Source organism: Streptomyces sp. NBC_01520, assembly GCF_045040375.1.
Taxonomy (GTDB): Bacteria; Actinomycetota; Actinomycetes; order Streptomycetales; family Streptomycetaceae; genus Streptomyces.
The window spans coordinates 4882081-4899224 of sequence record NZ_CP109404.1 but is presented as its reverse complement, the minus strand read 5'-3'; the positions used below and the strand labels follow the sequence as shown (position 1 = coordinate 4899224).

Sequence of the window (17144 nt, the reverse complement as noted above, 5' to 3'; positions counted from 1 at the left end):
GGTTAGCGTGCTCGACGGGTGACCCGTCACCGCTTCGAGGCGACCCACGCCACGCGGGCACCCCCGCCGAATCCGTGCCGCCCTCGCGGGAGCCGGAACCGGGGACCCACACGCAGCACCGGGGTGAATCGGTCCTCTCCCCAGGACCGTAGGGCAGCCTTCCGTTCCGCCCGAACCCGACAGCTAACCCGGTAGGCGGTCCACGGAAGGAGATGCCGGCCTTGGCATCGCATCGCAAGCCGCGCACGCGGGTGCGCACCACCACCCCTGCCGTCGGCCTCACGACGGCGGCGCTGGCCTCCGTCACCCTGCTCTCGACGCAGAGCGCGACGGCCGCCCCGGCGGAGCCCAAGCCCAGCATCGAGGAAGTGCAGAAGAAGGTGGACGACCTGTACCGCCAGGCAGGCACGGCGACGCAGGAGTACAACAAGGCGAAGACCGCGTCCACGCAGCAGCGCTCCAAGGTCGACGCGCTGCTGGAGGCCGCGGCCAAGCGGGCCGACAAGCTCAACGAGACGCGCCGGGAGCTGGGCCACTACGCGGCGGCCCAGTACCGCGGCGGTGCGATCGCCCCGACGGCGACGTTCTTCCTCGCGGACGACCCGCAGGCGTACTTCGACCAGGACCAGCTGATGGCGCGGATGACCAGCCAGCAGCAGAAGGCGGTCGCCGACTTCCGTACGCAGCAGGGCGAGGCCGCGGCGAAGCGGGTCGAGGCGACGAAGAGCCTGGAGACGCTCACCGAGTCGCAGGCCACTCTGCGCACCAGCAAGCAGCAGGTGCAGAACAAGCTGACCGAGGCCCGCTCGCTGCTGTCGAAACTGACCGCCGAGGAGAAGGCGCGCCTCGCGGAGCTGGAGCGCAAGAAGGAGGCGGAGGCCGAGCGCAAGGCGAAGGAGCTCGCCCGCCAGCAGGCTGCCGCGAAGGCCGAGGCCGACCGGGCGGCCGAGGAGGCGGCCGCGAAGGAGGAAGAGGCGGGCTCCGGCACCGGAACGGGCGGCGACACGGACTCCGACAGCGGTTACGCGGCCAAGGCCGACAAGGTCCTGGCCTTCGCCCGGGCCCAGATCGGCAAGCCGTACGTCTGGGGGGCGACGGGCCCGGCCTCGTACGACTGCTCCGGTCTCACCCAGGCCGCCTGGAAGGCCGCGGGCGTCACCCTGCCCAGGACGACCTGGGACCAGGTGGAGGTCGGCACCCGGGTGGCCACGGCGGATCTGCAGCCGGGCGACCTGGTCTTCTTCTACGACGACATCAGCCACGTCGGCATCTACAAGGGTGACGGCATGATGATCCACGCGCCGAAGCCCGGTGCGAACGTCCGCGAGGAGTCGATCTACTACATGCCGATCTACGGCAGCGTGCGCCCGGCGTAACGCGCGGGCGCGCGAAGGGCGGGCGTACGGGTCGTACGCCCGCCCCGCCCGGACGAGACCGCACTGCCCACGTACAGCGGCCGGCTCAGGTCCGGAGCATGGCTCAGGTCCGGAGCATGGCTCAGGTCCAGAGCATGGCTCAGGCCCGGAGTGCGGCTCAGGTCCAGAGCATGGCTCAGGTCCAGAGCGTGGCGATGAAGATGTTGGCGACCGTCAGCCCGCCGACGGCTGCGAACGCGCCCTTGCCGGCCTTCTCCTCGTCCCGCTTCACGTACACGAGCGCCAGGATCACGATCAGGACCAGCAGCTTGACGCCGATCTTGACGTTGTTCACCGTCTGGTCGTCGGCCTGGTTGAGCCCGACGAGGGCGATGCCCGTGACCAGCATGGTCAGCGCCCCGTGCAGCATGGCCGGCACGAAGCGCGCGGTGCCCGCCCCCATGGCCTTCATCTGGGTCAGGAAGCCGCCCAGCAGGGAGGCGATACCGATGATGTGCAGAGCCACGAAGACATTGATGAGTACGTCCATGGCCGCAGCCTAGCCGCGGGCATATCACCACTCTTCGGCCAGGTAGGACTTCCTTACGAGTTCGCTCGCACCTGGTGCGAATTGCCGGACTCAGGTTGATTTTCCCGATCATTCGACGAGACCGAAACGTCACATCGAGCCAATAGCTGTCATTACGACTCTTCCCTGTGCCTCGGGTTTAGCGTCCCTCCCAGGTGACCGATTCTTCACCGCCGACCCGTACCGGGGCGGCACCCCGGTCGCCCCGCCGGGAGATCCGGCGGCGGGCCACTCCCCCTTATTCCGGTGGCCCGCCGTCGGACTCCCGGCGGGCCCGCAGGTATTCCCCGGCGGGCAGTCGAACGGAAGGACCCACGCCCCCGTGGCCCCCCATCGCAAAGCCGCTCACCGCAAGCCCAAGCAGCGCCTGTTCACCGGGCCTGCTGCCCGTACCGCGGCCACCCTGGCCTTCGCCGGGGCGGCGACCGCGACCGCCCTGGAAGGCGCCGCCCAGGCCGAGCCCCAGCTCTCCCCGGCCCAGGTCAAGGCCAAGGTCGACCGGCTGTACCACGACGCCGAGGTCGCCACCGAGAAGTACAACGGCGCGAAGGAGGAGGCGACCGCCTCCGCGAAGTCCCTCGACGCGCTGCGCGACGAGGCCGCGCGCAGGACCGACCGCCTCAACGCCGCACGCAACGCCCTGGGCTCGTTCGCCGCGGCGCAGTACCGCAGCGGAGGCATCGACCCGGCCGTCCGGCTGGCGCTCTCCTCCGACCCCGACGAGTACCTGGAGCGGGCCTCCTACCTGGACCGGGCCGGTGACCGGCAGGCCGGCGCGATCAACGGCGTACGCCGGCAGATCGGCGAGGTCGCACAGCTGCGCGCCCGGGCCGAGGACGAGCTCGCCGTCCTCAGGTCCCGTCAGGCCGACCTGAAGAAGCACAAGGAGGCGGTCCGCACGAAACTGGCCGACGCCCAGCGGCTCCTGGCCACCCTGAGCGAGGCCCAGCGTGCCGACTACGCGGGGCACGGCGGCCCGGCCGTGCGCGCCGGCCGCGGCACCCCGCGCGGCTCCGTCGCCGCCCCCGACGCCCGTGCGGCGCAGGCGGTCGCCTTCGCGTACGGGGCACTCGGCAAGCCGTACGTCTGGGGCGCCACCGGCCCCTCCTCCTTCGACTGCTCCGGCCTCACCCAGGCCGCCTGGCGTTCCGCGGGTGTCTCGCTGCCGCGGACCACCTACACGCAGATCAACGCGGGCCGACGCGTCGCACGATCCGAACTGGCCCCCGGGGACCTGGTGTTCTTCTACTCCGGGGTCACCCACGTCGGGCTCTACATCGGCGGTGGCCAGATGATCCACGCCCCGCGGCCGGGCGCACCGGTCCGTATCGCGCCGATCAGCGAAATGCCTTTCGCGGGAGCGACCCGGGTGGCATAGGCTCCGCGCCGACCGGCCGGACCCGACCGGGATCCGCGAGAGAGAAGGTTCCACCGTGCCCGTGGACACCGATGTCCAGAGCTATGCCCGCGCGCTCGCCCTCCGCTCCCCCGACCACTACCGGGTGGGCCCGTTCACGGTGCGCCACAACCCGGGCTGGGAGCTGAAGTTCGCCAACTACGCGATCCCGGACCGGGGTGCGGAACCGACCGCCCAGGACGTCGCGGATCTCATCGCGGCGTTCCGCGAGCGTGACCGGCTGCCCCGGCTGGAGTACCTGCCCGCCTGGGCACCCGCGGTCGAACCGGCGTTGCTGGCCGCCGGTTTCACCGTGGAGAACCATGCTCCGGTGCTCGCCTGCACCCCGGACGAGCTGCTCACGCCGAAGCCGGTGGACGGGCTCCGGGTCGCCGAGCCCGTCACCGACGCGGAGTTCACCGCGGCGGCGGCCGTCCAGCACACGGGATTCGGCGGGGAGGGCGGCCCCGACGACGGCGAGATCGCCTGGCTGCGCGGGGCCGCGGCCGGCGGGGGCGTCGCGGCGCTCGCCGTGCTCGGCTCCGAGCCCGCCGGGTCGGGCGGCTGCTCGGTCCCGGTCGACGGAATCAGCGAGCTGGCCGGGCTGGCCGTCGCCGAGGCCTTCCGCCGCCGTGGCGTCGGCGCCGCGCTGTCCGCCTGGCTGACGGCGACGGCGTTCGGACGCGGCTGCCACACCGTGTGGCTGGAGCCGGGCAGCCCGGAGGTCGAGCGGATCTACGCGGGCGTCGGCTACCGCAGGGTCGGCGAGAAGCTCAACATCTCGCTGGAGGATCCGGAAGACGGCCCGGAACCCGCCCCGGACCGGCTCTGAAGCCGCCCGGCTCTCAGACCAGCCGTCGCGCGGTGGCCCACCGGGTCAGCTCGTGCCGGTTGGACAGCTGGAGCTTGCGGAGCACCGCCGAGACGTGCGACTCGACGGTCTTCACCGAGATGAACAGCTGCTTGGCGATCTCCTTGTACGCGTACCCGCGGGCGATCAGCCGCAGCACCTCGCGCTCGCGCTGCGTCAGCCGGTCCAGGTCCTCGTCGACCGGCGGCGCGTCCGTCGAGGCGAAGGCGTCCAGGACGAAGCCGGCCAGCCGCGGTGAGAACACCGCGTCGCCGTCCTGGACCCGGAAGACGGAGTCGACCAGGTCGGTGCCGGTGATGGTCTTGGTGACATAGCCGCGGGCGCCGCCGCGGATGACCCCGATGACGTCCTCCGCGGCGTCCGAGACGGACAGCGCGAGGAAGCGCACCGGGTTCTCCACCTGACCCATCATCGGGGCGCAGCGCCGCAGCACCTCGACGCCGCCGCCGCCGGGGAGGTGGACGTCGAGGAGGACGACCTCGGGCCGGGTCGCCGTGATCACGGTGACCGCCTGGTCGACGTCGGCGGCCTCGCCGACGACCTCGACCCCGGTCTCCTCGGTGCGGCCGATCTCGGCCTGGACGCCGGTGCGGAACATCCGGTGGTCGTCGACGAGCACGACCCGTACCCGTCGCTCCGGGCCCCCGGTGGCTTCGGTGTTCTCGGTCATTGGCTCGCCCTCTCCATCTCCAGCTCGACTTCCGTGCCCCCGCCGGGCACCGAACGCAGTCGCGCCGTACCGCCGTTGCGCTGCATCCGGCCGATGATTGATTCTCGTACGCCCATCCTGTCGCCCGGTACGGAATCCAGGTCGAATCCCGGCCCCCGGTCCCGTACGGAGACGAAGACCGTGCGGCCCTCGACCTCCGCGAAGACCTGGACGGCGCCGCCCTCGCCACCGTACTTGGCGGCGTTGACCATCGCTTCGCGTGCGGCCTGCATCTGGGCGGCCAGCTTCTCGTCGAGCGGGCAGTCGCCGACGACGACGACCTCCAGGGGCACCCCGTGCTTGTCCTCGACCTCGGCGGCGGCCCGCTTGACGGCCTCGGCGAGGGTCGTGGGCTCGTCGTCCTCGTCCTTGCCGGTGCCCTCCGGGTTGTACAGCCAGTTGCGCAGCTCGCGTTCCTGGGCGCGGGCGAGTCTGCGGACCTCGCCGCCGTCGTCCGCGCTGCGCTGGATCAGGGTGAGGGTGTGCAGGACGGAGTCGTGTACGTGGGCGGCGACCTCGGCCCGCTCCTGGGCCCGGATGCGCATCAGCCGCTCCTCGGAGAGGTCCTGGGTCATGCGCACGAGGTAGGGGCCGGCGAGCAGCGCGATGCCGGTGAGCACGGCGATCGCGGCGGTCAGTACGTTGCCGAGCTGGGCCGCCGAGCCGCGGACCACCATGAAGACGGCCAGGCCGAGGCCGACGAGGGCGACGCCGGCCAGTCCGCGGGCCAGTTGCAGCACCCGGCGGCGGCGGCCGACCTCGATCCAGCGGGCCCTGCGCGCGTTGTCGGCCTGGCGCCAGACCAGGACGGAGCCCGCCCCGATCAGCAGCGTCGGCCAGATGTAGCGGTCGGCCTCGCTGCCCATGTCGACGTTGCCGACGAAGACCACGGCGCCGACGAGCAGCGCGACCAGGGCGAAGACCTGGCCCTTGTCGGGCTTGCGGAGCCTGCGGCGGCCGTCCGGCGCGGTCTCGAAGACGGACCGGGTGGTCTCCACGCCGCCCACGCCGAGCGGGACGACGATCCAGAAAACGGCGTAGAGCAGGGCGCCGAGGCCGTCCGCGAAGAACAGTCCGAGGAAGACGAAGCGGACCCAGGCGACGGGCAGTCCCAGATGACCGGCGAGCCCGCGTGCGACACCGCCGAGCATCCGTCCGTCGGCGCTGCGGTACAGCTTGCGCACCGACGGCTCCTCCGCGTCCGGTGCGTGGGTGCCCGGGGCTCGGGTCGTGGCGGCTGGCATGCTCCGATCGTCACATGTCCCGGCGGGTCGTGGCATCAGGGTCGGCCCCGGAATCGACCCTGAGAAGCCGCTGGATCCCGGGGCGGCGATCTCGGGCCCCGGGCGGTCCCTCAGGGGGTGCCCGGAGGCAATATCAGGGATCGGCCAGGGTCGTCGCGGGTCCCGCGCGGCCGTACGGACCGTCACCATGGGGACATGACCGTTCCCCAGGGCGCCGCACCCGGCGTCGCGCCGGCCCCCGAGCCGAAACCGCAGCTGCGGCGCAGCCCGCGGCAGAAGGTGGTGGCCGGGGTGTGCGGCGGACTCGGCCGGTACTGCGACGTGGACCCGGTGATCTTCCGGATCGTGCTCGGCGTCCTCTCGGTGACCGGTGGCATCGGACTGATCTTCTACGGCTTCGCCTGGCTGCTGCTCCCGCTGGAGGACGAGGAGGAGAACGAGGCGCGCAGGCTGCTGTCGGGCCGGGTCGAGGGTGCGTCGCTGGTCGCGCTGCTGCTCGCGCTGGTGGGCTGCGGGCTGCTCCTGTCGATGCTGCACAACGGCGGGATGCTGGCCTTCGCCGCGATGCTGTCGCTGGCCGTCATCGGTTTCTCCGTGTGGACGCAGCACCGCAGGACGGCCCCCGAGGATCCGCCGGGCGCGGCGGCGCAGACACCGGGGAGCACCCCGGCGGGCCACGGGGCGCCGCCCGAGGTGAAGGCGCCGCCGACGCCGGGCAGCCCGTCCTGGTGGCGGGATCCGATCGTCAAGGACGGCACGACGGGCCCGGTGGGGCCCGGCTATCTGTGGGGCCCGGTGGACGCGGCGCACGACGCGACGGCGCAGGACAGGCGCGGGGCGACTCCGGACGCCCCGTACCGGGCGCCCTACCGTGCGCCGGGGACCCGGGGGCCGCGCCCGATCGGCGGGGCGGTCTTCCTGCTGGCGCTGGTCGCGGGCGGTCTGGGCACGGGGCTGAGCTGGGACCGGCAGCCGCTGGGGACGAGCCTGCAGATCGGGCTCGCCGCCGCGCTCGCCGTGTTCGGCCTCGGTCTGCTGATCGCCTCCGTCCTCGGCCGGACGGGATTCGGCACGATCCTGCTGGCGGTGATCACGGCGGGCCTGCTGGCGGGGGCCTCGGCCGTACCGAAGGACATCGGCACCGACTGGGTGCGCAAGGAGTGGCGTCCGGCATCGGTGGCGGCGGTACAGCCGTGGTACGAGCTGGGGACCGGGGCGGCGGAGCTCGACCTGTCCGGGGTCGTCGTCCCGGAGGGCGACACGCTGCGCACCGGTCTGGGGCTCGGGGTGGGGCGCGCCCATGTCGTCGTACCGCGCGGGGTGACCGTCGAGCTGTACGCGGAGGTGGGGCTCGGCGACGTCCAGCTGCCCGCCACGAAGCGCGAGGACGTGGACGTCGCCCCCGACCGGCGGACGCGGGAGACGCTCCGCCCGGTGAAGGGCAGCAAGCCGGCCGGCACGGTCGAGCTGCGGATGGAAGTCGGCATCGGACAGGTGGAGGTCACCCGTGCTGCGTCATGAGATCCGGCCCGGCCGTGCGGTGGCGGGCCTCGCCATGCTCGCCCTGGCCGGCGGTTACGCGGCGGACGCCGCGGGCGCCTGGAGCGTCCCGTGGACGTTCACCGCCCTGGTGTTCCTCGGCGGGCTCGGGCTGTCGGCCGCGGTGACGTGGCTGAGCTACCTGCTGCGCCGTCGACGCGACGTGAGGAAGGCGTCGGCGGAGAACTCGGCGGCACCCGCGAGCAGCAGCGGCAGCCAGGCCATGAGGTAGATCAGGTCGTTGCCGTAGTAGTACGGCTCGGTCTGCCAGCTCACGGTCAGCCAGAGGCTCAGCGAGATCAGCGCGCCGCCGAGGGCCGCGAGCCGCGCCCACAGCCCGAAGAGGGTCCCCAGGCCGACGGCGAGCTCGCCGAACGCGATGGCGTAGCCGAAGCCCTCGGGGCTCTTGAGCGCGAGGTCGACGAGGCCCGGGATCGCCGAGGTGTCGCGTACGGCGTTCATCATCTCGCCGATGGAACCGGTCCCGCTCGCCGACATGAACGCGCTGTCGGTCAGCTTGTCGAGCCCCGCGTAGACGAAGGTGACGCCGAGGAAGATCCGCAGGGGCAGCAGCGCGTACTGCCTCGCCCGGTCCCGGAGGCTTCTCGGCTCGTGCAGTCCGTAGGAACCGCCGCCGTACCCATGCATCACTGCCCCGCCTTCCGTTGGCCCTTCGACAGACCATACGTACGCCGGACGGGCGCGGCTCACCAGGTGTGCGCCCAGGTGGATTCAGTCCGTGACGTCGATCGGGCAGGGGTTGCTCTCCACACCCGCCGCCGTGACGACCTGTACGTCCACGATGCCCGGTTCGACCTCGACCGGCACGGGCACGGTCAGCACCGTGTCGGCCGGGTTGGCGAAGCCTCCGGCGACCGGGATCAGCGGCACGTGGACGTGCACCCGGCCGATCCTGACGACCACCCGTGCCAGCCGGTCCGGGCTGCCCGCGCCGGGGGGTACGAAGCCCGCGCCGCGGATCTCGATGTCGTCGCCGGTACGGATCGGGGCGTCCAGGTCCCCGGCCTCACGGGCCCGTACGACCGACAGGATGACCGGGCGGCCGCCCTCCGCGTACTTCCCGGAGAAGTAGGTCGCGGCGGACACGGCCACCAGGAGGGCGAGTCCCCACGGCAGGTCGGGCAGCTGCTCGGGACGGCGCGTGAGACGGACGGCGGCGAACAGCACGGCGACGGCGCTGACGAGCACGTACTGCACATCGGTGAAGCTGCCGCGCCCGGAGTCGTCGGTGAGCAGGTCGGCGGCCCGCGGCCGGTCGGCGCGCAGCTTCTGCAGTCGCTGCCCCAGGACGCGTACGGTCACCACCCGGCGTACGAGTACGGCGACGGCGCACACCAGCGCGAGCACGGTCAGCACGCCCGCCGAGCGGACCAGGTCCAGGCCCTCGATCAGCTCGTCGCGGTCGGCGTGGTCGGAGGCGCCGGCCAGCTGGAGGGCGAGGACCAGGACGGCGAACACGGCGAGCAGCACCCAGGCGGCGGCGACGGTGCGTGACGTGGAGAGCCTGTTGTCCTCGCCGATCAGCGGGGCGAGGAGGCCGCCGCGGGCCCGGTGGACCCTGGCCGCACCGGTCAGCAGGCCCGCGGTGACGAGCCCGGCGATCAGGCCCGCGGTGCGGGCGGTGGACCAGCCGGCGCCGATGGCGGTGGCGGACTCGCCGATCACCAGGAGGGCGACCGCGCCCCAGACGATGACGAGGGTGCGCCGCCAGACCACGTGGAGCCAGGCGTCGCCGGCCTCGCGGCTGCGTTCGGCGACCGCGCGGGCCGACTCCGTCAGCTCGTCCGACACCCACTGCCGGGACGCGGAGGCGGACTGGGCGACCCCGGCGGGCAGGCCGTTGCCGGCCGCCAGTTCGTCCCGTTTGGCGAGGAAGGCCGCCACCGCGCGCCGATGTCCTTCGCGTGCTCCGTGCGGGCAGTCGCCGCACGTACAGCCACCGCCGTGCGTGCTGCTCGCCCTCGCCTCGTCCAACGCCACGGAGAACGCCGCCCTTTCCCGCCCCGGTACAACCAACTCACTCGTGATTTCTGCGAATTGTGCCGTACGGAGCGGGACCGTCCCGCACTGGGGCGGGCTGCGCGTACATGTCGTCCACATGTACGAATGTCAGGAGCTGAGTACGAGGTACGCGAGGCCCAGCGTTCCTCGGTATCCGCCGTAGTAGCCGGTGCGGCGGGCGTCGACGGCCGCGGTCACCTCGGCGTGCAGCGGATGCCCGGGGTGGGCCAGCGCCCAGCGTTCGCCCTGTCCGATGTTGGCGGCGGATTCGAAGAGGTCCCACTCCCGCTGATCGGCCACGGTGACCTGGAGCACCCGCAGGCCGGCGGTCTCCGCCTGCCGGACCAGGCCGAGGAGCGGGCCGAAGTCGCCCGGCTCCGCGCCGAGCCCCTCCAGCGCGGCCTCCGAGGGCTCCCGCTCCCAGAACCCGTCCCCGAACAGCACCCGCCCGCCGGGCCGTACGGCGGCCCGCAGCGCCTTGAGTGCCCCGGTGGTGCCGCCGGGCCAGGCATGCGAGGAGCCGATGGAGACTGCCAGGTCGTAGCCGCCGCCCGGATACCCGGCGGCCGGTGCCTCGTGGAACCGCACCCGGCCGGTGAGCCCTCTCTCCGCGGCCAGCAACTGCCCGCGGGCGACGGCGTCCGGGTCGGTCTCGATGCCGTCGCCGGTGGATCCGGGTGCCGCTTCCACCAGACGCATCAGCAATTCGCCCCAGCCGCTGCCGAAGTCGGCGATCCGGGCACCGGGGGCGGGGCCGCAGGCGGTGATCAGACGGGCGGCGTGCTCCTCGGAAAGCGGGGTGCTCCACGTGAGGTGGCTGTTCCCCGGGGCGGACATGAGTGCGCGGACTTCATCGGCGGACATGGGCGCGGATCCTGCCACGGCGGCGAAGGACCGGGCCACCGCTTTCCGTCCGGGAGGCCCGGGAAAGCGGCGGGGCCCCGGAAAGCGGCGACGCCGCCGCCCGGGAGGGGCGACGGCGTCGGCACGGGTCCGTCCGGACGATCCAGTGGGATCGTCGCGGGACTACTCCCACTCGATGGTGCCCGGCGGCTTGCTCGTCACGTCGAGGACGACGCGGTTGACGTCGGCGACCTCGTTGGTGATGCGGGTGGAGATCTTCGCCAGCGTCTCGTACGGCAGACGCGACCAGTCGGCCGTCATCGCGTCCTCGGAGGACACCGGGCGCAGCACGATCGGGTGGCCGTAGGTGCGGCCGTCACCCTGGACGCCGACGCTGCGGACGTCCGCGAGGAGGACCACCGGGCACTGCCAGATCTCACGGTCCAGGCCGGCCGCGGTCAGCTCCTCACGGGCGATGGCGTCGGCCTCGCGCAGCAGGTCGAGCCGCTCCTTGGTGACGTCGCCGACGATACGGATCCCGAGGCCGGGGCCCGGGAACGGCTGGCGCTGGACGATCTCCTCCGGCAGGCCGAGCTCCTGGCCGACCATCCGGACCTCGTCCTTGAACAGCTGGCGCAGCGGCTCGACGAGCTGGAACTCGATGTCGTCGGGGAGGCCGCCCACGTTGTGGTGGGACTTGATGTTGGCGGTGCCGGTGCCGCCGCCGGACTCGACGACGTCCGGGTAGAGGGTGCCCTGGACGAGGAAGGCGACCTCGGGGCCGTCCTCCTGGAGGATCTCCAGCTGGGCCTGCTCGAAGACACGGATGAACTCGCGGCCGATGATCTTCCGCTTCTGCTCCGGGTCGGACACACCGGCCAGGGCGTCGAGGAAGCGCTTCTCCGCGTCGACGACCTTCAGCTTGGCGCCGGTCGCCGCCACGAAGTCCTTCTCGACCTGCTCGGTCTCGCCCTTGCGCATCAGGCCGTGGTCGACGTACACGCAGGTGAGCTGGGAACCGATGGCCTTCTGCACGAGGGCCGCGGCGACCGCGGAGTCCACGCCGCCGGAGAGACCGCAGATGGCGCGCCTGTCGCCGACCTGCTCGCGGATCAGGGCGATCTGCTCCTCGACGACGTTGGTCGTCGTCCAGGTCGGCTCGATGCCCGCGCCCCGGTAGAGGAAGTGCTCCAGGACCTGCTGGCCGAAGGTCGAGTGCATGACCTCCGGGTGGTACTGGACGCCGTACAGCTTCTTCTCGTCGTTCTCGAAGGCGGCGACCGGTACGACGTCCGTGGACGCGGTGACGGTGAAGCCCTCGGGGGCGGCGGAGCAGGCGTCGCCGTGCGACATCCACACCGACTGCTCCGTGGGCGTGCCCTCGAAGAGGGTGGAACCGGCCTTGGAGACGGCGAGCCGGGTACGCCCGTACTCGCGGGCGCCGTTGTCGTCGACCGTGCCGCCGAGCGTGGTGGCCATCAGCTGGAAGCCGTAGCACATGCCGAAGACCGGGACCCCGGCCTCGAACAGCGAACGGTCCAGGCTGGGCGCGCCCTCCGCGTACACCGAGGACGGCCCGCCGGACAGGATGATCGCCCGGGGGTTCCTGGCCAGCATCTCGGCCACCGGCATCGTGGACGGGACGATCTCGCTGTAGACCCGGGCCTCACGGACACGACGGGCGATGAGCTGGGCGTACTGGGCGCCGAAGTCGACAACCAGAACCACGTCGGTGGTGATGTCGGGGGCGGCGGGGGGCGCTGCTGGCACGGGGCGGCCTTCCGGCGGTGGAGAGGGGGTCGGTCCTCCCAATTCTACCGGCCGTGGGACCGCGCCCTGCCGGGCTCCCGTCTCACCATCCGGGCCCGGCGTGGACCCGGCCCCGGGAGCGGGTCCATACTGGCCCCCATGCGTCAGCACACGACCTTCGTCTTTACCTATGGCACCCGGCCCGCCGGCTGCCATGGTCGTGCTGCTTGAGCAACTGACAAGCAACGTTCCAGGCGCCCCGGGCCGACAGGCCCGGGGCGTTCTGGCGTTCCGGGCCTGTCGCTCCGGGGGCCGTACCCCACCAGGAGTCACGGATGAACAGCACCGCTCCCACGAAGACCGCCGCCGAGCGGACCGGCGCGCACACCGACGAGGCCGCTTCCCTGATCGGCGGCGCCCGGACGCGCATCGACGCCCTGGACGACCGGATCATCGGTCTCGTCCAGGAACGGATGGCCGTCTCCGCGGTCATCCAGGAGGCGAGGATCACGTCCGGCGGCCGCCGGGTGAACCTCTCCCGCGAGATGGACGTCCTCAGCCACTACAGCGACGCCCTGGGCAAGCCGGGCACGGCACTCGCCATGACGCTGCTGGAGCTGTGCCGCGGCCGGGTGTGACGGGCGCTGGAGCGACGGGCACGGGCGTCGGGAAGGCTGTACGGCCGCACCCGCGTTCGGGCCCGGTCTCACCCGTACGGTGCGTGACCGGGCCCCGGGCGGCTTCGTTGGTCCGAGTGCCCGTGCCAGCCAGGGACGGCAGCGGTGGGAAACCACGCGTGGCTCCGTCGGGACGCGTGACGTATCGCTGGTACGTCGTGGGACCGCGTTCCGGCGCGTGTGACCGGTCGGCAGGGGACAGCAGCCCGGTCACCCATGTGCGGCCGGCCCCGGGGACGCCCGGGACCGGCCGCCCTCGGACCGGTGCGGCACGGGTGCGGGCATCGGCCCTCTCGCCTCAGCCCCGCTCGGCGCGGCGCCGGGTCGTCACGTACAGCACGCCGCCCGCGGCCAGGGCCACGGCCGCCGCTCCGGCGGTCATCAGCGCGTCCGAGCCGGTGGCGGCGAGAGGACCGTCGGTGTCCCCCGCCGCGGAGCCGGTCGTTCCGGTGGATCCCGAGGTGGACGACGTACCCGCGGTGCCGGACGTCCCGGACGTGGAGCCCGAGGTGTCACCGCCGGTGGAGCCGCCCGTACCGGTGGTGCCGTCCGAGGTGCCGCCGGTGTCCTCGGCCGTGCCCTCGGCGTTCAGCACCAGCTGCGCGGTGTTGTTGGCCGGCGCCGGGTCGAAGGGCAGTTCGGGGTCGGCGAGCCAGGTGTTCCTGACCGTGACCGCGCCCGCGGCGTCCGGGACCACTTCGTTGATCTTCAGGTCGAACGGGTACCCGGTCTCCGCGCCGTCGCGCACGGTCATGGACGTGTCGCAGCGGTAGCGGGGGGCGCCGAGCTGCTTCTCGCGGTACGTGCCCGAGGCCGTCACGCCCTGGCAGGAGTCGGGCTTCCCGGTGACTTCCGCGCCCTCGGGGACGGTGAAGTCGAGCGTGGCGACGGACTCGCCGGAGCGGATGTGGCCGATCCAGGCCGGCCCGTCGTTGCGGAACCCGACCTCGGCGGTGACGGTCTCCCCTGCGGTGCCCTTCTCCTTGCCGCCGATCGCCACGAAGTCGGCGGTGTTCTTCGCGCGGAAGTCGACTTCCTGCTGGTTGTCCCAGGGGTCGAGGTCCACGCTGCGGGCGGAGGCCGCGACCTTCTTCAGGGCCAGCTCCGGACCGGTGCCCCGGGTGAAGGCGGCTCCGGCGCGCCGGGCGGTGCGCCGGGACGCGCCGTCCTGTTCGATGCGGTAGACGAACGTGTCGTGGTACGCGCGCTCGGTGGTCTCGACCGACAGCGGCACCGCGAGCGTGTACGTGGCACCCGGCTCGTACGAGCCCTCGACCGAGCACAGCGCGGTGGACCAGGTGAAGCCCTCCTGCGGCCCCTCCCCGTTGGTGTATTCGCAGTTGGCGTAGCGCTCGGGAATCTCCAGGCCGCGGGTGTACATCAGGGTCAGCAGGACGCCGTCGGCGGCCGTGGTGCCCGTGTTGCCGAAGGTGATCGGGGCCGGCTGTACGTCACCCGGCTCGGTCGCCTGCTCGAACGGGAGCTGCTTCATGACCAGGTCGGGCCCGCCGATGGTCACCCGGGTGGAGAACGGGGTGAAGGTCACGCCGTCCGCCGAGCCGGTCACCGCGATGGTCCCGGTCGCGCCCTCCTCGCTGCCCTCGGCCGCCGCGACGTCGAAGTCGGCGACGGAGCTGAGACCGGCGTGGACACCGTGGTCGCGGCAGACGGCCGTGTCCCCGGTGATCTCGCAGTCCCCGCCGGTGTCCTCGGCGACGGTGACGTCGGCGATGCCCGCGACCCCGGCGAGGTCGAGGGTGTAGGTCACCTCGCCCTCGTACCCGTCCTCGCCCTGGGCCGGGTTGTCGACGGTGAGCCCCAGCGAGGACTTCCGCGGGGCGCCGCTCTCCGGGTAGGGGTGCACGGCCGTCACGGCGGGACCGCCGAGCGTGAGGACCGGGTCGGCGGCCTGTGCCGGAGCACCGACGGCGAGCGACCCGGCGGCGAGCAGCCCGGCGGCGGCGAGACCGCCGGCGGTACGGCGCAGCGCGGCTCTGGAAAGGGGTGTCATCGCGAACCTCTGGGGGTCGACAGAAGCTGTGTTACTGCTGTGACGCAGTACGGGTTCGACCTCGCAGTGACACGAAGAGTTGCACGGGACAAGATCACGGATTGGGTACGGACGGGAGTGTGGCGAGCGCCACATGAGGTTTGCGTGAGTCCTGGGGCAACCGTTTGCCGATTCCACAGGTCATGCATGGCACCGGTGGAAGCCACCGGTCAGAGGCCTGAGGGGCTGCACTCGGAGGGGGGTGCAGCCCCTTGGCTTTTCCGTGCTCAGGCCTCGGAAGCGGGTGCCTTCGGCGGTACGACGGGTATCGCCAGGAACGGCAGTTTCAGCGCGCCGAAGGCCTCGTCGGGCACGGCGGGCGCATCCGGCTTCACCGCGGCCAGCCGCTCGTACGCGAGGCCCTGGGCCGGACGCGGGTCGGCCTCGCCCTTGTTGGGCCAGAAGGACATCGCGCGCTCCGCCTGCGCGGTGATGGTCAGCGACGGGTTGACACCCAGGTTCGCGGAGACCGCCGAGCCGTCGACGACGGAGATTCCCGGGTGTCCGTACACACGGTGGTACGGGTCTATGACGCCCTCCTCGGGACTCGCCCCGATCGGACAGCCGCCGAGGAAGTGCGCGGTGAGCGGCGTGCCCATCAGCTCCCCGACGTTCGAACCGGCGAAGCCGTTGATCTCCTGGGCCAGCAGCGTCGCGCCCTGCGTGGCCTCCGCGATCTGCGTCGGGTTGGGAGCCCCGTGCCCCTGCCGGGCGGTGAGCAGGCCCTTGCCCATGCCGCCGGGCTTGCGGTACGCGATCAGCGAGTTGTCCAGGGACTGCATGACGAGCCCGATGATGGTCCGCTCCGACCACCGCCGGTTGGACAGCGAACGTGCGGCGAGCCACGGATGCCGGGCCACGCTGCCGAACCAGCTCAGCACCCGGTGCGTGCTGTAGGGGACCTGGAGGATGGTGAGCGCGCCCATCGCGTTGGACCCCTTGCCGTAGCGCACCGGCTCGATGTGGGTGTTCTCGTCGGGGTGGATGGACGAGGTGATGGCGACGCCCCGGGTGAAGTCGGCCTTCGCGGTGCCGTGCTTCTTGCGGTAGCGGCGGTCGCTGGTCTGCGCGCCGACCAGGCCTTCGGAGTTCGTCCGGGTCAGCTCGCCGAGCTTCGCCGGGATCCGCGGCAGCAGCCCCCGGTCCTTCATGGTGTGCAGCAGGGTCTGGGTCCCGTACGTCCCCGCCGCGACGACGACCTGCCGGGCCCTCAGCACGGCCGGTTCCGCCTTCCTGCGACGGTTCGTCGGGACGGTCGACACGCGGTAGCCGCCGTCCGGGTCGTCCGTCACCGCGACGACGGACGTCATCGGGTGGATGACGGCTCCGGCCTTCTCCGCGAGGTACAGGTAGTTCTCGTTGAGGGTGTTCTTCGCTCCGTGACGGCAGCCCGTCATGCACTCGCCGCACTCGGAACAGGCCTTTCGGGCGGGGCCCGCACCGCCGAAGTACGGGTCGGCGACCGAGGCACCGGGCTTCGCCCTGGACGTCCCGTCGGCGTCCTTGCCGTCCCCGAAGAAGACGCCGACCGGGGCGAAGTGGAAGGTGTCGCCGACGCCCATCGCCTCGGCGGCCGCCTTGAGGTGGACGTCGGCCGGGGTCATGGTCGGGTTGAGCCGGACCCCGAGCATCCGCTTGGCCTGGTCGTAGTACGGCGCGAGTTCGTCCTGCCAGTCGGTGATGCCGGCCCACTGACGGTCCTCGAAGAACGGCGCGGGCGGTACGTACAGCGTGTTGGCGTAGTTGAGGGAACCCCCGCCGACCCCCGCGCCGGCCAGGACCATCACCTTGCCGAGCAGGTGGACGCGCTGGATACCGAACAGCCCGAGGGCGGGGGCCCACAGGTAGTTCCTGATGTCCCAGGAGTTCTTGGGGAGGGTCGCGGCCGTGAAGCGGCGGCCCGCCTCCAGGACACCGACGCGGTACCCCTTCTCGCTCAGCCGCAGGGCCGAGACCGCGCCGCCGAAACCCGACCCGACGACGAGGACGTCGTAGTCGTACGCGGCGTCGGCGTCGGGGCCTTCGGCGGCCGGGTCCTGCTTCTGGGCAGCACTGTCCTGGGACATGGCTCTCCTCGGTACGAAAAGGGAAGGAAAGGCA

Annotated in this window: 15 protein-coding genes and 1 riboswitch; of the genes, 6 read left to right on the top strand and 9 right to left on the bottom strand. The window is 72.3% G+C overall.

The window, feature by feature from the left end; translation table 11 throughout:
• Nucleotides 1-54 precede the first annotated feature (54 nt).
• A riboswitch (cyclic di-AMP (ydaO/yuaA leader) is annotated at nt 55-214 on the top strand.
• Entirely contained in the window at nt 213-1376 is a 1164-nt protein-coding gene (locus OG524_RS22395) for an NlpC/P60 family protein (RefSeq protein WP_405389069.1), read from the top strand. (Overlaps the previous riboswitch by 2 nt.)
• Nucleotides 1377-1551: 175 nt before the next feature.
• Here the strand turns inward: OG524_RS22395 and OG524_RS22390 are convergent, their stop codons facing one another.
• Nucleotides 1552-1905 carry a hypothetical protein gene (locus tag OG524_RS22390; RefSeq protein ID WP_405389071.1) on the bottom strand — a complete coding sequence of 118 codons (354 nt, stop codon included), beginning with the start codon at nt 1903-1905 and terminating at the stop codon, nt 1552-1554.
• Between the two features lie 361 nt (nt 1906-2266).
• Here OG524_RS22390 and OG524_RS22385 point away from each other — a divergent pair, with 361 nt between their 5' ends.
• Complete coding sequence (locus tag OG524_RS22385) at nt 2267-3322, top strand: NlpC/P60 family protein (protein ID WP_405389072.1); 1056 nt, start codon at nt 2267-2269, stop codon at nt 3320-3322.
• Nucleotides 3323-3383: 61 nt separating this feature from the next.
• The gene (locus OG524_RS22380) at nt 3384-4172 is read left to right on the top strand and encodes a GNAT family N-acetyltransferase (RefSeq protein ID WP_405811572.1); all 789 of its coding nucleotides are present in this window, start codon (nt 3384-3386) and stop codon (nt 4170-4172) included.
• Nucleotides 4173-4185: 13 nt separating this feature from the next.
• Here OG524_RS22380 and OG524_RS22375 read toward each other — a convergent pair whose 3' ends face one another.
• Entirely contained in the window at nt 4186-4881 is a 696-nt protein-coding gene (locus tag OG524_RS22375) for a response regulator transcription factor (protein ID WP_361894306.1), read from the bottom strand.
• The gene (locus OG524_RS22370; RefSeq protein WP_405389075.1) at nt 4878-6164 is read right to left on the bottom strand and encodes a PspC domain-containing protein; all 1287 of its coding nucleotides are present in this window, start codon (nt 6162-6164) and stop codon (nt 4878-4880) included. The genes OG524_RS22375 and OG524_RS22370 overlap by 4 nt, the downstream gene beginning before the upstream one ends.
• A 195-nt stretch (nt 6165-6359) precedes the next feature.
• Here OG524_RS22370 and OG524_RS22365 point away from each other — a divergent pair, with 195 nt between their 5' ends.
• Together OG524_RS22365 and OG524_RS22360 are read left to right on the top strand one after the other, a co-directional pair.
• Nucleotides 6360-7685 carry a PspC domain-containing protein gene (locus tag OG524_RS22365; RefSeq protein WP_405811571.1) on the top strand — a complete coding sequence of 442 codons (1326 nt, stop codon included), beginning with the start codon at nt 6360-6362 and terminating at the stop codon, nt 7683-7685.
• The gene (locus OG524_RS22360) at nt 7672-7935 is read left to right on the top strand and encodes a hypothetical protein (protein ID WP_405389077.1); all 264 of its coding nucleotides are present in this window, start codon (nt 7672-7674) and stop codon (nt 7933-7935) included. The genes OG524_RS22365 and OG524_RS22360 overlap by 14 nt, the downstream gene beginning before the upstream one ends.
• Here OG524_RS22360 and OG524_RS22355 read toward each other — a convergent pair.
• The 4 genes from OG524_RS22355 to guaA all read right to left on the bottom strand — a co-directional run bounded on the left by OG524_RS22355 (nt 7842) and on the right by guaA (nt 12338).
• Nucleotides 7842-8351 (bottom strand): DoxX family protein, encoded by a 510-nt coding sequence (locus OG524_RS22355; protein WP_405389078.1) that lies wholly within the window; start codon nt 8349-8351, stop codon nt 7842-7844. The two genes, OG524_RS22360 and OG524_RS22355, sit on opposite strands and share 94 nt — an antisense overlap.
• A gap of 84 nt (nt 8352-8435) precedes the next feature.
• Nucleotides 8436-9704 carry a hypothetical protein gene (locus OG524_RS22350; protein ID WP_405389079.1) on the bottom strand — a complete coding sequence of 423 codons (1269 nt, stop codon included), beginning with the start codon at nt 9702-9704 and terminating at the stop codon, nt 8436-8438.
• Between the two features lie 129 nt (nt 9705-9833).
• Nucleotides 9834-10589 carry an SAM-dependent methyltransferase gene (locus tag OG524_RS22345; RefSeq protein ID WP_405811570.1) on the bottom strand — a complete coding sequence of 252 codons (756 nt, stop codon included), beginning with the start codon at nt 10587-10589 and terminating at the stop codon, nt 9834-9836.
• Between the two features lie 162 nt (nt 10590-10751).
• On the bottom strand, nt 10752-12338 hold the full coding sequence (gene guaA, locus OG524_RS22340) for a glutamine-hydrolyzing GMP synthase (protein ID WP_405389081.1): 1587 nt from the start codon (nt 12336-12338) through the stop codon (nt 10752-10754).
• A 314-nt stretch (nt 12339-12652) separates the two neighbouring features.
• On the opposite strand from guaA, the gene OG524_RS22335 reads away from it, so the two are divergent.
• Complete coding sequence (locus OG524_RS22335) at nt 12653-12955, top strand: chorismate mutase (RefSeq protein ID WP_205018398.1); 303 nt, start codon at nt 12653-12655, stop codon at nt 12953-12955.
• A gap of 337 nt (nt 12956-13292) precedes the next feature.
• Here OG524_RS22335 and OG524_RS22330 read toward each other — a convergent pair whose 3' ends face one another.
• Complete coding sequence (locus tag OG524_RS22330) at nt 13293-15005, bottom strand: peptidase (RefSeq protein WP_405811569.1); 1713 nt, start codon at nt 15003-15005, stop codon at nt 13293-13295.
• A 266-nt stretch (nt 15006-15271) separates the two neighbouring features.
• Nucleotides 15272-17110 (bottom strand): GMC oxidoreductase, encoded by a 1839-nt coding sequence (locus OG524_RS22325; protein ID WP_405389083.1) that lies wholly within the window; start codon nt 17108-17110, stop codon nt 15272-15274.
• Nucleotides 17111-17144: the final 34 nt, after the last annotated feature.

Bases quoted from the DNA above. Each gene is read 5' to 3' on its own strand.
- OG524_RS22395 (WP_405389069.1), top strand. From the start codon at position 213: ATGCCGGCCTTGGCATCGCATCGCAAGCCGCGCACGCGGGTGCGCACC.
- OG524_RS22390 (WP_405389071.1), bottom strand. From the start codon at position 1,905: ATGGACGTACTCATCAATGTCTTCGTGGCTCTGCACATCATCGGTATC.
- OG524_RS22375 (WP_361894306.1), bottom strand. From the start codon at position 4,881: ATGACCGAGAACACCGAAGCCACCGGGGGCCCGGAGCGACGGGTACGG.
- OG524_RS22370 (WP_405389075.1), bottom strand. From the start codon at position 6,164: ATGCCAGCCGCCACGACCCGAGCCCCGGGCACCCACGCACCGGACGCG.
- OG524_RS22365 (WP_405811571.1), top strand. From the start codon at position 6,360: ATGACCGTTCCCCAGGGCGCCGCACCCGGCGTCGCGCCGGCCCCCGAG.
- OG524_RS22355 (WP_405389078.1), bottom strand. From the start codon at position 8,351: ATGCATGGGTACGGCGGCGGTTCCTACGGACTGCACGAGCCGAGAAGC.
- OG524_RS22345 (WP_405811570.1), bottom strand. From the start codon at position 10,589: ATGTCCGCCGATGAAGTCCGCGCACTCATGTCCGCCCCGGGGAACAGC.
- OG524_RS22335 (WP_205018398.1), top strand. From the start codon at position 12,653: ATGAACAGCACCGCTCCCACGAAGACCGCCGCCGAGCGGACCGGCGCG.
- OG524_RS22330 (WP_405811569.1), bottom strand. From the start codon at position 15,005: ATGACACCCCTTTCCAGAGCCGCGCTGCGCCGTACCGCCGGCGGTCTC.
- OG524_RS22325 (WP_405389083.1), bottom strand. From the start codon at position 17,110: ATGTCCCAGGACAGTGCTGCCCAGAAGCAGGACCCGGCCGCCGAAGGC.